Annotated in this window: 14 protein-coding genes; 6 read left to right on the forward strand and 8 right to left on the reverse strand. The window is 55.4% G+C overall.

What is annotated here, in order from left to right:
• Positions 1 to 308 precede the first annotated feature (308 nt).
• Complete coding sequence (gene rho / locus GSQ86_RS07585) at positions 309 to 1,559, reverse strand: transcription termination factor Rho (protein WP_158749356.1); 1,251 nt, start codon at positions 1,557 to 1,559, stop codon at positions 309 to 311.
• 112 nt (positions 1,560 to 1,671) lie between these two features.
• Positions 1,672 to 1,893 carry a DNA-directed RNA polymerase subunit omega gene (locus GSQ86_RS07590; RefSeq protein WP_158749404.1) on the reverse strand — a complete coding sequence of 74 codons (222 nt, stop codon included), beginning with the start codon at positions 1,891 to 1,893 and terminating at the stop codon, positions 1,672 to 1,674.
• A gap of 628 nt (positions 1,894 to 2,521) precedes the next feature.
• Between GSQ86_RS07590 and GSQ86_RS07595 the strand changes: the two genes are divergently transcribed.
• The 3 genes from GSQ86_RS07595 to GSQ86_RS07605 are packed head-to-tail and all read left to right on the forward strand — an operon-like array spanning position 2,522 to position 4,537.
• Positions 2,522 to 2,896 (forward strand): GntR family transcriptional regulator, encoded by a 375-nt coding sequence (locus GSQ86_RS07595; RefSeq protein WP_254062220.1) that lies wholly within the window; start codon positions 2,522 to 2,524, stop codon positions 2,894 to 2,896.
• A complete protein-coding gene (locus GSQ86_RS07600; protein ID WP_158749358.1) occupies positions 2,893 to 3,795 on the forward strand; it encodes an ABC transporter ATP-binding protein in 903 nt (300 codons plus the stop codon). The genes GSQ86_RS07595 and GSQ86_RS07600 overlap by 4 nt, the downstream gene beginning before the upstream one ends.
• Positions 3,770 to 4,537: a hypothetical protein gene (locus GSQ86_RS07605; RefSeq protein WP_158749359.1), complete on the forward strand. Its 768-nt coding sequence runs from the start codon at positions 3,770 to 3,772 to the stop codon at positions 4,535 to 4,537. The genes GSQ86_RS07600 and GSQ86_RS07605 overlap by 26 nt, the downstream gene beginning before the upstream one ends.
• A 67-nt stretch (positions 4,538 to 4,604) precedes the next feature.
• Here the strand turns inward: GSQ86_RS07605 and GSQ86_RS07610 are convergent, their stop codons facing one another.
• Genes GSQ86_RS07610 through dacB form a run of 3 tightly spaced genes read right to left on the reverse strand, consistent with a single transcriptional unit; the run spans position 4,605 to position 9,114 of the window.
• Entirely contained in the window at positions 4,605 to 6,503 is a 1,899-nt protein-coding gene (locus GSQ86_RS07610) for a DUF885 family protein (RefSeq protein WP_254062221.1), read from the reverse strand.
• 43 nt (positions 6,504 to 6,546) lie between these two features.
• Positions 6,547 to 7,464, reverse strand: a complete 918-nt coding sequence (gene lipA / locus GSQ86_RS07615) for a lipoyl synthase (RefSeq protein ID WP_158749360.1) — start codon at positions 7,462 to 7,464, stop codon at positions 6,547 to 6,549.
• Between the two features lie 39 nt (positions 7,465 to 7,503).
• A complete protein-coding gene (gene dacB / locus GSQ86_RS07620) occupies positions 7,504 to 9,114 on the reverse strand; it encodes a D-alanyl-D-alanine carboxypeptidase/D-alanyl-D-alanine-endopeptidase (RefSeq protein WP_158749361.1) in 1,611 nt (536 codons plus the stop codon).
• Between the two features lie 92 nt (positions 9,115 to 9,206).
• Here dacB and folP point away from each other — a divergent pair, with 92 nt between their 5' ends.
• Positions 9,207 to 10,043: a dihydropteroate synthase gene (gene folP / locus GSQ86_RS07625; RefSeq protein ID WP_371720401.1), complete on the forward strand. Its 837-nt coding sequence runs from the start codon at positions 9,207 to 9,209 to the stop codon at positions 10,041 to 10,043.
• 9 nt (positions 10,044 to 10,052) lie between these two features.
• Here folP and GSQ86_RS07630 read toward each other — a convergent pair whose 3' ends face one another.
• The 3 genes from GSQ86_RS07630 to GSQ86_RS07640 all read right to left on the reverse strand — a co-directional run bounded on the left by GSQ86_RS07630 (position 10,053) and on the right by GSQ86_RS07640 (position 12,094).
• Positions 10,053 to 10,571 (reverse strand): nuclear transport factor 2 family protein, encoded by a 519-nt coding sequence (locus GSQ86_RS07630; RefSeq protein WP_158749363.1) that lies wholly within the window; start codon positions 10,569 to 10,571, stop codon positions 10,053 to 10,055.
• Positions 10,572 to 10,744: 173 nt separating this feature from the next.
• A complete protein-coding gene (locus tag GSQ86_RS07635; protein ID WP_158749364.1) occupies positions 10,745 to 11,032 on the reverse strand; it encodes a putative quinol monooxygenase in 288 nt (95 codons plus the stop codon).
• Between the two features lie 156 nt (positions 11,033 to 11,188).
• Positions 11,189 to 12,094, reverse strand: coding sequence for a hypothetical protein (locus GSQ86_RS07640; RefSeq protein ID WP_254062222.1), 906 nt, complete (start codon positions 12,092 to 12,094; stop codon positions 11,189 to 11,191).
• A gap of 125 nt (positions 12,095 to 12,219) precedes the next feature.
• On the opposite strand from GSQ86_RS07640, the gene GSQ86_RS07645 reads away from it, so the two are divergent.
• Positions 12,220 to 14,244, forward strand: coding sequence for a HAMP domain-containing sensor histidine kinase (locus GSQ86_RS07645; RefSeq protein WP_158749365.1), 2,025 nt, complete (start codon positions 12,220 to 12,222; stop codon positions 14,242 to 14,244).
• Positions 14,244 to 14,804: a regulatory protein RecX gene (locus GSQ86_RS07650; protein WP_158749366.1), complete on the forward strand. Its 561-nt coding sequence runs from the start codon at positions 14,244 to 14,246 to the stop codon at positions 14,802 to 14,804. The genes GSQ86_RS07645 and GSQ86_RS07650 overlap by 1 nt, the downstream gene beginning before the upstream one ends.
• The last annotated feature ends 13 nt before the right edge of the window (positions 14,805 to 14,817 follow it).

Here is a 14,817-nt window from a genome sequence, read left to right on the forward strand (position 1 = left end):
TGCTGCATCGCCGCAACCCATAGATGAGCCACGGCGCGCATCCGTTAGAACAGGAGTGGCCAGAAAGGTTACATATGTACTGCACTGTGTTCGAGTTTCATCGCTGATGGCTTTGATCGGCTGCAAAGAACATATTCGGTGTAACCGAATATGTATAAGTGCGTCCTATCTAGAGATAGACAGGCTCAAATATCTGAAGTAAAGAAACCAATAAGTTACAACGATAACTTCGACAATGGACGCCTCTTCTATCAAAAAGAAACGCCCGCAAGCTGCGGGCGTTTAATAGAAAATATTTGATGCTGGTCTTACAGTGAATTCATGTTCTGGAGAAATTCGGCATTGTTGCGCGTCTTGCCGAGCTTATCGACCAGCAGTTCCATCGCTTCAACCGGGGACAGCGGATTGAGTACCTTGCGCAGCACCCATATCCTCTGCAGATCTTCCTTCGGAATCAGCAGCTCTTCCTTACGCGTGCCCGAGCGCTGAATATCAATCGCCGGGAAGACACGCTTGTCGACCAGCTTGCGGTCGAGGATCACTTCCATGTTGCCCGTGCCCTTGAACTCTTCGAAGATCACTTCGTCCATGCGCGAGCCGGTATCCACCAGGGCTGTAGCAATGATCGTCAGCGAGCCGCCTTCTTCAATATTGCGGGCTGCGCCAAAGAAACGCTTCGGACGCTGCAGCGCATTGGAATCAACACCGCCCGAGAGGACTTTGCCCGACGGCGGAACGATCGTGTTGTAAGCGCGCGCCAGTCGCGTAATCGAATCGAGCAGAATCACCACATCGCGCTTGTGCTCAACCAGGCGCTTCGCCTTTTCGATCACCATTTCCGCAACCTGTACGTGGCGGGCTGCCGGCTCGTCGAAGGTGGAGCTGATGACTTCGCCCTTCACCGAGCGCTGCATATCCGTCACTTCTTCCGGACGCTCGTCGATGAGCAGAACGATCAAAACAACTTCAGGATGATTCGAGGTGACAGAGTTGGCGATGGCTTGCAACAGCATCGTCTTGCCGGTGCGCGGCGGAGCGACGATCAAACCACGCTGGCCCTTGCCGATAGGAGTAAGGAGATCCATGACACGCCCGCTGATGTTTTCGCGGACCGTCTCCATCTTGATCCGCTCCTGCGGATAAAGTGGCGTGAGGTTGTCGAAGAGAATCTTGTTGCGCGTCTCTTCCGGAGACTCGAAATTGATCGCCTCAATCTTCACCAGGGCAAAATATTTTTCGCCCTCATGCGGCGGTCTCACGTTTCCGCTAATCGTGTCGCCCGTTTTCAGATCGAATTTGCGGATCTGGGAGGGTGAAACATAAATATCGTCGGGACCAGGCAGATAGTTGTAATCCGGCGAGCGCAAAAAGCCGTAGCCATCGGGCAGAATTTCGAGGACGCCTTCTGCAAAAATATGGCCCTCTTTTTCGCTTTGGGCCTGCAGAATCTTGAAGATAAGGTCCTGTTTGCGGAGTCCGCTGGCGCCGGGGATTTCGAGCGATCGCGCGATGCGGCTCAGCTCGGTAATATTTTTTTCTTTCAGTTCGGAGATGGTCATTGTCACCTGCGGTGGGTAGGTTGTTTTGGGAGGTTTTCTGGATGGGAGGAAGGTTCTTCTTGTATTGCAGATATTGCACTTAAAATGGAAGGCCTGCGCAGCAGGCCGCGGCTTATGCCGCGCGCCGCTGCTGCTGGACCTTGCTCTTCTCTTCTATAACAGGGGTCGCCGCTACGGGATTCGAGTAACGGAAACGAACCATAACCTCGTTCGTCGTATCCTGCACACGCGTATTGGGCTTATGCAGCTTACGGGTCGCTTTCGAAGCCAGCTGGCACAGCTGGTAACGATTGGAAACGTGGGCCAGAGCCCCAAAAATCAAATCAGAACGCATCATATTTCTCCTTCATATCAACAAGTTTCACGATCCGTTCGCACTAAAACCGGCATTGGATCGTCGGGGATTGAAACACAGAACGCAGGGTTCAAACTATCAGTTTCGCTTTCCCTTAAGAAAACTTCATTTTTTTTAGACGCATGAACTCGCGTCTAAGATCAACTTTTTTGCTCAATTTCGCCACTTTTCGAATCTTTTACGCGCAGTTATCTTGTTATTACATCCGCGTCATTTTCGACTGATGGTGAATTTGGGCATGTCGTTACCTAAGCGTGATAATTCGCTCAGGTCACAACAAAAACATCCGTTTGGATCTGGAGTGAAAATAACTGCGGCAGTACGAGAGAAACAAACAAGTCTTTCCCGAAGCCTTCAAATCGCATCGGCACTCTTGAATTTAAATCCGATGGAATAGCAGGTCAATACTTTTTTCATAGATAAATTTGATTTCCTCCATTAAATGGAAGCTCGCGTTGTCCGTGCTTTTCCTGGTTTAGGGCTTCCGATCAGCAGTTTTTCTCTTAAAAACCATAGAGCTACCAATTTTCATATCCAAAAATGCCCTATAAAGCCCTCTTGACAAGATGCAAATTGTACTATTGTATTAGTACAAATGATTATCCGAGTGCAACCCGGTCTGGGCACGCCGATTTACCTGCAAATCGAATCCCAGGTAAAGCACGCCATTGCAGCCGGCGCGCTCCAGCAGGACGACACCCTGCCGCCGGTACGTAAGCTCGCCGCCGAACTACGGATCAACCCAAATACCGTGGCCCGCGCCTATCAGAATCTCGAACGTGATGGCATTCTGCGCACCGTTCCCGGCGGTGGCTGTTACGTGAATGGACAGAGCCCCGGGCTGCTCAAATCGGAAAAACTTCGCCGTCTCAAGCCGATGGCGACGCAGCTCTCTGTCGAAGCTAAACAACTCCGCCTCGGGCGCGAAGACCTGATGCAACTGCTCGAAAACTCATATGACGAACTGGGAGAGACGCAATGAGCGATCTCGCAATTGAAACGCGGTCCCTGTACAAGCATTACCGCTCACTCCATGCGGTCGACGGCCTCGATATGAGCGTCCCCCGCGGCTCCATTTATGGATTCATGGGTCGTAACGGCGCCGGTAAGACCACTACCATCCGCATGCTCGCCGGGCTGACGCACCAAACATCAGGAGATATAAAGATCCTCGGCCTCGACCCACGGACCGACCGCACACAGCTCCTCGATCGTACCGGCTTTGTCGTCGACAAAATGCTTCTGCCTTCGATGACCGGAGACGACCTCGTCCGCTTCAATCGCGGGTTTTTTCCGCGCTGGAGTGACGCCCTGGCCACAAAATATGCCGACGTGCTCGAAATTCCGATGAAGCAGAAGTTCCGCAAGCTTTCGACCGGCAGCCAGACCAAGCTCTGTCTTCTTCTTGCTCTTGCGCAGGGTGCGGAGTTGCTGATTCTCGACGAGCCGACTGCAGGACTCGATCCGGTTGTCACCGACCAGCTGCTGCGCGTGCTTGTCGACGACTTCGCCAACGAGGGCCGCACATTATTTCTCTCGTCGCATCATCTTTCCGAAGTCGAGCGCGTTGCCGACTGGATCGGCATCATCGATCAAGGCAAGCTGTTGCTCGAAGCGCCTCTCGACGATGTCCGCTCCGGCTTCCGCCGCATCCGCGTCATCGGCGAAGACCTGTCTTTATCGCGCGGCGAAATTTTCAGGACAAAAAAAGGCGAGGGCGCCACCGAATATATTCTTCGCGCCAATGCTGAAGCCTTCATCGCGGAGCTGCGCAGCCAAGGCGCCGCCATTCTCGATGTGGCTCCGATGAATCTTTCAGAAGTCTTTCTCGAAGTTGTTGGAAAGGGGGAAAAGCATGTACCTGTGGAAATATTGGCGTGAGAGCCGCATCCTCTTCGGTATAAGCCTACTGGCTATCGCCGTCTTAACCATCGCCATCCTGCGTGAGCGTCTGGTAATGGGCGGGCATCCGGATGGGAATGTTCAGTTCTCCGGAGTCTGGGCAGTCTTCCTCGGCATCCAGATTATCCCACTCTGCTTCATCGCATGGATCTTCGGCAGCTTCGGCGTCGGCCGTGACCTCGGCGAACACAGCGGCTCGTTTATCTTCAGCCGTCCTCAGAACCGCGCCTGGTTTATCTGGAGAGACTGGGGTTTCGGCCTGTTGCAGTTGCTCGTCATCGTGATCTGCCTCAACCTGGCAGGCTGGCTGCAGATACACCGTGTTCTGGCCTTCATGAGCGACTCCACTCGCGACTTCGTCCTCTCTCAGAACGGCTATGCTTCCATCAAAATGTGCACGCTCATTGCCACTCTTGCCGCATTTCTACTGGCAGCACTCGTTTTCAGCCTCACCTATTTTTCAACCATCCTGATCAAGAACGCCCGGGGACTTTTCATCAGTGCTGGTGTCTTTCTTGGCTATATGGTCCTCAGCATGGTTGTGAAACATTATTGGCCATCTGTGGAACTCCCCAGCCTGCTCCTGCAGCCATTTACGAATACCCATCAGCTGGGTGACGGCACCGTCGGTCATCTCGGTATAGCCATGGCAATTCGCGCGGTCCTCGTGCTGCTCTTTCCTATTGCGGCGCAGTTCGTCCTGGAGCGTGCAGATATTTGATCGCCGCCTTCGGCTGCTGACGTTATGAACGTTCCGCAGGCAATAACTTGCCGCGGAGAGCGATTCGCTACTGCGCGGACACGGTGACATCACCATAGAATTTCCATTGAGTATGGAAATCCTTCGTCATGCTTTGATGCATAAGACTGGCCCGAATCATCTCGATCGGGATGCTGTTCTCCTTAAGCAGGGCATCGTGGAACTGGCGATTTGTCATTTTGCCTGCCTGGACGAGTTCGCGGTGCAACGCATAGATCTGCATGCCGCCCAGCAGATAAGCTGCCTGGTACAGCGGCTCGTAGGCTCCGCTGAAAGAGCGCCGCACCTCACCCGCCGCAGCCTGCGGCTCAAAGCCAACCTGGCTCACCAGAAGGTCGATGCATTGCTGCGGTGTCCATTTTCCAAGATGAAAGTTAAGCGAGAAGATGATGCGTCCGCAACGGTGACGGCGCCAGGCAAGCCCGCCTACGCGCTCTTCCGGCGTGCGATCGAAACCCATGTCCCAGAAGAGCATTTCCCAGTAGAGAGCCCACCCTTCGATAAGAAAGGGAGTGCCGCCGAAGGCCTGGCGATAGGAGCGATAACGCTCTTCCATAAATCCTTGCAGCTCATGGCCGGGAATCATCTCATGGAAGACGGTGGCATGCGCCATGGCCATATTGTTGGCGCGCATGCTGGTGATTCGCTGCTCATAGGACATGGAATCGGTTGGGTAGGCAACCTCCAGCACCTCGCCGCCAAGAAAGAATGGCGAAACCAGCTGTTGCTGCGGTGACATCATGCGCATCCGCCATGTCTCGCGCGCGAGCGGAGGTACGGTGACAAGGTCATGCTCATCGATGAATGCGATGGCCTGGAGCAGGTATTTATGGGCAAGCTCGGTTTGTTTTCCAGGCTCAACGTAAGTGTTCTTTACCTTATCGAGCGCCTTCTTCCAGTCATCACCGAAGCCCATTTCCTGCGAAGCGCGTATCATCTCGCGGTCGTTCCACGCGAACTCCTTTTCCGCAATGGCGATCAACTCTTCCGGTGTGTAGGGAATCATGGCAAATTGCAGCTCTTTGATGAGCGCATCGCGGCCAATCGCATGCCCGATGATGTCGCTGTTGTCGCCCGGATGGGCTGACTGGACCGATTGCTCGAAGGAATCTTCACTGCCGCTACTGTCGGCTTTCTTCGCTTCGGCGGGCGGGTGCAGGCCTATTACTTTTTCCGACAGAAACTTGCCGTAAGCATCCAGGGCAGCAGCGGCGGTCTTGTAAGGCTCGGCTGCCCACCAGGTGAACATCGGATCGTAGGCGTCGTAGAAAACAAACCATTCGTGCAGCACGCGACGCAGCTCGTTCAAGTTCTCGATGGCGTGGTTTGCCGCTTCGCGCTTGCGCTGGGCATCGATGCTCTTCGGGTCCTGCTTATTTGCAGCAAGTTCGGCCTCGATCTTTTTCTGCATGTCGGTGCAGATTTTTTCAATCTGCGAAAGGGTTGCTGCGGATTGCTTGCCATCGATGGGCTCGATCTCGCGCTGCGCTATGAAGAGGGAGATGATCGCATCGGCGAAAGGCAGATAGGTAGCGGCTTCGTTGTCAAACTGCGTTTCTTCGGTGAGATAGCTGAGACGGCGGCCAAGGTAATTGCGGAAGAGGATGTGGTCGATGCGCGCGTCTTCGCCGAGTTTTTCGAAGTCAATCTTGTTCAGGGTTTCCTGCCACTCGGTATAGAGCTTTCGCATGCGGTCGCGTGCCTGGGGCGCGAAGGCGATGCTGTAGTAGCGATGGAGGAGACTATGGTCAGCGGAAAAGCGCTCGATGTATGGCCGCAGCTCGCTGGAAGATGTATCTATTTCAATGCCCGGAGCCTGTTGTTTTTGCTGCGCTGCTTCCGTGAAGGCCAGCCTGGGCGTTGAAACACTAAAGGCAGCGGCAGCGGGCACACTGCGAAAGAGAAACGAGCGGCGAGTCGTCATCATGACCCCAACAAGAATTAGTACGGTGGGGTCATTGTATCGCCGCTTACATGAGCATCGTAACGCCTGAGGAATTGGCCTGCTCGTGCGCATGATAGGACGAGCGTACTAGCGGACCGGACTCGACATGACGGAAGCCCATCTTCAGCGCTTCCTGCTTCATGAAGGCGAACTCGTCGGGTGTGTAGTAACGGGCCATCGGCAGATGATCTTTTGAGGGGCGCAGGTACTGGCCGATGGTCAGCACATTTGTTCCGACAGCTGCGAGATCACGGTAGACCTGCAGCAACTCATCCATCTCTTCGCCAAGGCCAACCATGACGCCGGATTTAGTGGTAACGCTGGGATTTAGAGCCTTGGCGTATTCGAGCAAGCGGAGCGTGCGCTCATAGCGAGCACCGGAACGCACGGCGCGATAGAGCCGCGGAACCGATTCGGTGTTGTGATTCAGAATCTCGGGACGTGCTTCTACGACCGTTCGAATCGCATCTTCATTGCCTTGAAAATCGGGGACCAACACTTCCACTTGGCAGCCGGGAGCCTGCTTGCGAATCTCGTCGATGACCATGGCGAAGGCGCGTGCGCCGCCAAGGATATCGTCGTCGCGATTGACGCTGGTGATGACCGCGAACTTCAAGCCGAGTGTCGCTACTGCTTCCGCGACGCGGCGTGGCTCGTCGAAATCGATCGCGTCAGGACGGCCCTTAGGCACGGCGCAAAAGCCGCAGCGCCGGGTGCAGGTATTGCCCAGCATCATGAAGGTGGCGGTGTGATGATTCCAGCACTCGCCGATGTTGGGGCAATGTGCCGATTCGCAGACCGTGTGCAGATTGAGGCTGCGCGCCAGCTTCTTCAGGTCATGGTAGTTGTCGCCAACGGGAGCGCGCGCTTTCAGCCATTCCGGCTTGGGAGCGGGCTTACGCGGGGCGAGGTCAATCTGTATGAGGTCTGCTGAAGTAGCCATGGCAACCTTTTATTGTATCGTCTGCCTTCGAATTCTGCCTTAGTTTGCCGCGGCGATGGCCGCCACGATCTTGTCGATGGCTGCCCCTGTCTTGTCCATCACCGGAGAATGGTCATTGCACAAGATGGAGAAGATGAGGGTGCGTCCGCTGGCCGCCGTAACGTAACCGCTAAGGGCGTGCACTTCGTTCAGCGTGCCAGTTTTGGCAAAGACTTTCCCTTTGAGTGGGGGCTGCGTGAAACGGTTATCCAATGTGCCGTCGACCCCGCCGATGGGCAGCGAAGCGCGGTACACAGCTCCCCAGGGCTGACGGGCAGCATAGGCGAGCAGCATAGTAGCCGCGCGAGGCGTGATGACATCCTGCGGCGAGAGTCCCGAGCCATCGTAGAAGAAGAAATCCTGTGGCTGCACGCCTGCCGAGACCACGAACTGCCGCACGACGCGCGCTCCCTGCGCAATCGATCCATCGTCTCCCTGAGCTTTGCCCAGAATACGCAGCAGCATCTCCGCGTGGAGGTTCTGACTGACCTTATTCACCACTGTGACGATCTGACTCAGTGGCGGCGAGGTGTGCTGCGCGACGACACGCGCATTTGCTGGCAGGGCGAAAGGCAGCTGCTGACCGGGCGCAAACGGATGAAGGGCGAGCGACAGCCTTGATTCGGTCTCGAAGACCTGCGTGTCGCCTGAAAGTCGATGGCTGACCTGCACCGCCGGGTTTGCGGCGATGCCATGTGTTGCCAGCGCCTGCGCAAAGCCGTCACCGGCAAATTTTGCCGAATCCTGTACGGCGATGGCGAAGTTTGCCGGCTTGCTACCTGCCGGAATTGTCCCATAAGCTCGCAGGAAGTTCTGGTCGGGCTGGCGGTCGAGCCCGAGATGCTGCTCCGAACCGGCGGGTGAGGTTACGGCTTCATTTTTCAGTCCCGCTGCATCTTCAGGCAGGCTTGGATTCCAGGTTGCAATCGCAGCATCCGTTGCGGTCGCTGCCGGGACCAGGGTTAGGTAATGGACATTGTCATTGACAGTCAGCGCGGAAACGGGCGCACCGTAGTCCCACATCAGATCGTCCTGCCCCCAACCTGCACCGTAACGCTCATAGGCGAAAAGGGTGTCATCGGCGACCACAGTGCCATCGAAGGAGCGGATGCCGCTCGCAGCTACTTGCGCCGCCAGATCATCGAGCGCGTAGAAGGGTGGGTTCGGGCGCTCGGTATGACCGTTATAAGGATAGGCGCGCCCGGATAAGGTCGGGTCGCCGCCTCCGATCAGGCGTAATGAACCGCTCAGATGACCATTCGAAATCGGGCCTTCGGCTACGACATAGGTCTTCGCCGTGAAGTCCGGGCCAAGCAGTGCCAGCGCTGTTGCCGTGGTGAATAGCTTGGCGTTCGAAGCCGGCTGAAAATATTGCGAGTCATTGAGTGCATAGATGGGCGTGCCATCGAGACCGACGACCGATATGCCCCAGTGGGCACTCGCTACTGTCGGATCGTCGAGGATTGCCGCGATGTTTTTCGATAATGAGGCTGATCTATTTGTAGCGTGCTTATGACGCGCCTCTCCGAAGCTTAGAGACACTGAAAAAACGATAACCAGGCAGAGAAAAAACGAGCGAGTACGCATGGGGAGGCAGAGGGTAGTCAGCATGAGGTCCTTGCCGCGAAGTGTAGCATTGTGCTCGTATGTCCTTCACGCGACGGAGTGAATTTCAGTGGCATCTGCATCGGCGATCGTTGGCTTTGGGAACGAAAACGCTGGTCATGGGGGTGATCAATGTCACCCCGGATTCGTTTTCTGATGGCGGCATGTATTCCAGCGCAAATGAAGCTGCGGAACACGGGTTGCGCATGCTCGATGAGGGCGCAGACATTCTCGACATCGGCGGCGAATCGACGCGCCCCGGCCAGAAAGAGCCGCTTTCTGCCGCTGAAGAACAGGAGCGAGTGCTGCCTGTCATCTCAGCCATTCTGAGCGCGCGCCCGGACGCAATCCTTTCTATCGATACCTACAAATCCTCGACCGCAAGGGCAGCGATTGAGGCTGGCGCGGAGATCGTGAACGATGTCAGCGGATTCTTATGGGACGGTGAGATGGCCAACACCTGCGCCGCGTTGCAGTGCGGCGTGGTGCTGATGCATACCCGAGGGCGTCCGGACGAGTGGAAGTCGCAGCCGGGGCTCGCAGCCGATGAGATCTTACCGCTGGTAAAGCACGACCTGGACGAACGATTGCACACGGCATTGCGCGCCGGTATTGTCCGCAGTCGCATTGTGCTCGATCCGGGATATGGCTTCGGCAAGCGGCTGGAAGAGAATTATCCGCTGCTGGCGCGCCAGGCCGAATTGCGAGCATTGGGACAGCCGCTCCTGGCAGGAGTCTCGCGCAAATCGTTTCTGGCGCTCAAGTTGAGGCCGCTTTATGGCGGTACGGATGTCCCGATGGATCAACGACAAAACGCCACGGTTGCAGCTACGGTTGCAGCCATCCTTGGTGGGACGGATATCGTTCGGGTGCATGATGTCCGTCCGGCAGCGGAAGCTGCGCGGATCGCCGATGCGATCCTGGCTTATGCCTGACGGAACCGCTTAATGCTTATCGTGATCGGTTGAATCCGGGATGCGGCTGGCTTCAAAGCTGACGATCTTCCACTGACCGAAGCGCTTGTTATAGACGCGGGTATAGCGATACCTGCCGCCAATGTCGCTGGAGCCGTTCGTGCCTGCGAGGTCAGCGCGAGAGGTCACGACTGCGGTGTCACCGTAAATCCGCACTTTGAGATCGTTAAGATCGAGCGTCGTAATGTGCAGGGTTCCGGCACGTCTGAGGGCCAGCGCTTCCGGCTTGGTTTCGATAGTACCGTTGGCACTGATGCCAACGTAGTCGTCGGCCAGAAGGCGGTCCATGGCGCCCACATCGTTGCTTAGCTGCGCCTGACGCCACTGCATTTCCAGTGCTTCTATTTCCTTATGTATCTCGTGGCTGGGGTGGTGTGGCAGCGCAGCTTCGGCAGAGGACGCAAACCCGCCCAGCCCGAGGCAAAGCAGCAAAAGGCACGCCCCATGGATCGCCGAAATTCGGGTGCGGACGCGGAAATAGCTGCGCATGTGCGTATTGGATGTTAGTCCGCTTTGAAAGTACGAGTCAAAAGGAATGCCCAGACGGGCAATTTTGGACCCTGAAGGCTGCCTTCTCTGATCTGAATGGATATCGCCTGTCATTCTGTAGTCTGCGATGCAGTCAGAGCCATCGGGTGTTGTGAGCCGTGGTTTCAACAGGATTAGACGACAGCCGTCAGGTTTTCGACAGTTCGATCACGCATGAGCTGGTAGAGGCCGCCGACCGCAAATTCCTTGAAATGCGAAGAAGCACGGTGCGCATCAAGAGACTTGCCATCCCGGTACTGCTCGTAAATAAGGACTGTCGACGGATCGTCTTCAACCCAATGCGGAATATAAGAGAGGCAGCCAGGCTCCTGCCTGGTTGCTGCGGCAAGTTTCTCCAAAATTTCGGAGATCTGCTGACGGTCCTGATCGGCGAAGCGCATGCGAACGGTGAAACTAACCATAATGGAATGCCCAGCTAGAAAGTACGATAAAACTTGTGACTAGGGAAGCAGGAAAAATGTTGTAGGCATGCGTTATCGCTTGCGAGCCTGATCTGGATCAACAGTCATGAAATATGCCGTGCTCCATCGATGCGCCTGCCTCAATGGAGGATGGATTCACTGCTGAGGTTTAGCGGGCGGTTGCTGAGGCGCTTGCTGATTCCCCTTGTCATTGTCGATTTCCTGGCCATCGAAAGTAATCTTGACGGAAGTACCGAAGCGCTTGTAGTTGGCGTACTTCAATGTCTCGCGGATATGCACGTCCTGGCTTAGATACCCATTGCCTCCAGAGAAATGCAGTACACCTTCGCCCCGGGTATACACGGGAAACCAGTACTTACCGTCAATCTGCTGGCGGTAGGTAGTGAAGGGCGGCGACAGGTCTTCGTGTCCCTTGCGAGTATCGTCTGGCACATTTTTGCCATTCGTGACGACGATTTGTAAATCCTTCTGATCAACCCAGATGCGGCCCTGGAAGTAGCGCTTGTTTTTTTCCATCACCTTCGGCTTCACGTCGAAAACATAGGTATCGAGCTCATCGACCTTCTGCCTGCCGACATAAGTAAGAACATACTGGCCCACGTCTTCCTTGGTGAGCACAAAGGGCAGGCGCTGCTCGATATCCTGAAAATCGGCAGGGCTCATGGAAATGCGCTGCAGAGAATTTTGCGGCGCGAAAACGACTTTCTCATAGCGATGCCCGGTGGGGTCGAAGGTGATATCGGTCACTTGATAGTATTGGCCGTCGACCTTTCCATCGTCGTCAATGGTCTCGATCTTTACACTGCGCTCATAGGTATAGTTCCCCATCGCCGTGCGAAACTCTGACTCCTTGGCGGTGAAGTTATCGATAATCTGCTGCGATGGTACCGACGAAGCCGAGGTATCGAGCTGACCAAAGCCCTGGTCCAGCGGCATGGCCGTATACGATACCTGAGCCAAGAGCGGTACGGCAGCTGTGAATCCAACCGCAAGAACTACGCAGGCATACAGGCATCGGGTGTAGTGAGACAGGGCAATCACTGGAAACTTCTCCCTCAACAGAATAGACGCGTCTGCCCGAGGAATGGACGGCCAATTTGAAGCCTGTCGACAAAACGTAATCTAAAATTGGTCCGCTAAGGGTACACTTGCCTCAATCTCCTTGAATGAATGAGTTTTATCGAGTCCCGGCACTGGTGCTCCTCGGAATGCTGCTTGTTGCCTTCGTCCTGCTTTATTTACAGGCGCGAACAATACGGCGGCTTCTGTGGCTCGTGGGTTGGAGCATGGTTGTCGTACACCTCGTCACCGAGGTTGTACGCATTCACCGGGTCGGTGTCGGTTTTGCAATTGCCAATGCCAGCCTCGTATTAGGCGCGCTGATGTTTCTGGGTTCGATGTCGCCGCTTGGGTTCAAACGGTGGCCGAAAATCCTTTATGTTTATGCGTTTTCGGCACCTTTGCTGCTGTTCACCATTCTTGCTTCTCTTGGTTCGCCGTCCACGCCAGGGCGGATCGTGCTCGGGTTATGCACATTGGCGGCCGTCTACAGCGCGATTTTGTGGAGCTCACGCGACCACCTACTTCCCAAGGGGTTTACTCTGCTCTTTTCGATCGGCGTGGGTGTCACTTGCCTCTGGCTGACCTATCAAAATGAATACCTTTTCGTTATGTACCTGGCTCAGAGCAGCAGCAACTTCATTACAGCGTTGCTCTTTCTCGCCGCCTATCGCCGCTATAGCCCCGGAATCATCTTGACCGCTGCCGGATTCTTCTTATGGAGCACGCCCGTCTTCCTTGATTTTCTGGTGACCGGGCCTGGCCTCCCGATGCTGCTGGTCGGACGCGGCACAAATCTCATTAAAGTGATGACGGCGTTCGGCATGATCCTGATCGTGCTGGAAGATGAGCTCGCGCAAAATAAGGTCGCAAAGGAGCGCGATCATCGCGCTCGGGTTGAGATGGAGAGCTACTCCGAGATCGATCTTTCACTGCTATCCGGCATACATATGGAAGCCGCATATCAGCGGGCATCCGAAGTGATCGCTGAAGTGAGCCGCTTCAGCGAAGTAGTACTGTTTCTGATTAATGTCGAAGGATATTTCGGGGTTGCAGCACATGCCGGGATGAATAACCAGATGGTTGCCGGCCTGGAAGCCCTCGGCAAACGCATGACGATCGAGCAGGCAAAGATTTTTGGCCGAAGCGAAAATACGACCGTAGAAATGGGAGATACGGTGCTCCTCGATCTGCGTCCGCTCTTTATGCCCGATGACCTGCTCGAGAATCAGCAATATTACAAGGCCCACGCAATGCCTCTCGTCAGGCGGAATGGAGAAATTGAAGGAGTAATCCTGTTAAGCGGGCTGAAACGGCCGGGAAAGCCTTTGCAGGCAGACGATCTTCTACCCCTGCAACTGCTTGCGGCGCGGCTCGCCGCTATACGCGAACATGATGCGCTGTTGCAGCGTGTGGCGCGGTCGGAGAGACTTGCCGGACTGGGCCAGCTGGCTGCCGGTGTGGCGCATGAGCTTAATAATCCGCTTACCGTTGTGCTTGGATATTCGCAACTGATGGAAGAGGCGCTGGAGGGTCATGGCGCGCACGAGATGGCCACCCGGCTTCGAGGCTCCGCGCAGCGCATGCACCAGGTTCTCGAGAGTACGCTTCGATTCTGGAAAGCCTCCCCAACAGCCTGTGAAGCTGTTTCCATTCCTGAAATACTGCGTGACCTGAGCCGTTTGCAGCGGCCTGAATTCACGCGACGGCAGGTGGATCTCGAGCTTCGCCTGCCCGATGGCATTCCCCCCATCGAAGGCAATAGGAGCCACCTGCAGCAGATGTTTCTCCACCTGTTGAAAAATTCGCTGGAAGCCTTCGACTCCTCCATACAGGGACGCAAGCATTCTGTTCGCGTGGATGTGAGCCAGCATGCAGACAGCGTAAAGGTTCTGATCTCTGACGACGGTCCCGGCTTTGCTAATCCCGAACACGCCTTCGATCCATTCTTCGCCTCAAAGTGGAAACGCGATGCTACCGGCGCAGGCTTGAGCCTTTGCTATGCCATCGTGCGCGATCATGGCGGTGAGATTTCCGCACATAACATCGAACCGCACGGATCGGTGCTGGTAGTGGAATTGCCCTTTTCACAAAAGCGCTCAGGTTTTGTTCAAAATGGCTGGAAACAGTGATGAGCTTCGGTCGCGCCAAAAAACAGAAACAACCCTTAAATGAAGCGGCGCTCTATGAGTATGCCATTGGGGCGTTGGGCCGTCGCATGCGGACCGTTGCCGAGTTGAAACGGCTGATGCGTTCGCGTGTGGAAGAGGGTGATCCGGGTGAGGCGAAAATAGACGCAGTCATCACGCGCCTGAAAGAACAACGCTATCTCAACGACACGAATTTTGCCGCTGATTACACGCGTCTGCGACAGGAGAACAACCGGTTTGGCAGGCGTCGCGTACAGCAGGACCTGATCCAGAAGGGCGTGCACTCGAACGTGATTGCGCGCACCCTTAATGCCGCATACGAGAATGTGAACGAAGAGGAACTGGCGCGGCAGCATCTGGTTCGGAAGCGAGTGCGGAAACCGGCGAACGAGAAAGAAACAGCGCGCGTGATGCGGCTGCTGGTGCGTGCCGGATTTTCTACCGGCGTGATCTTCAAGATTCTCAAGAGCTGGGATGTGAATGAGGACGCATTGGCACAGCTTGAGAGCCTGGATGGGGATGAGGGTGCGGCGTCGGAGTAGGTGAAGCGTGGTG

This window comes from Acidobacterium sp. S8, from assembly GCF_009765985.1.
GTDB lineage: Bacteria > Acidobacteriota > Terriglobia > Terriglobales > Acidobacteriaceae > Alloacidobacterium.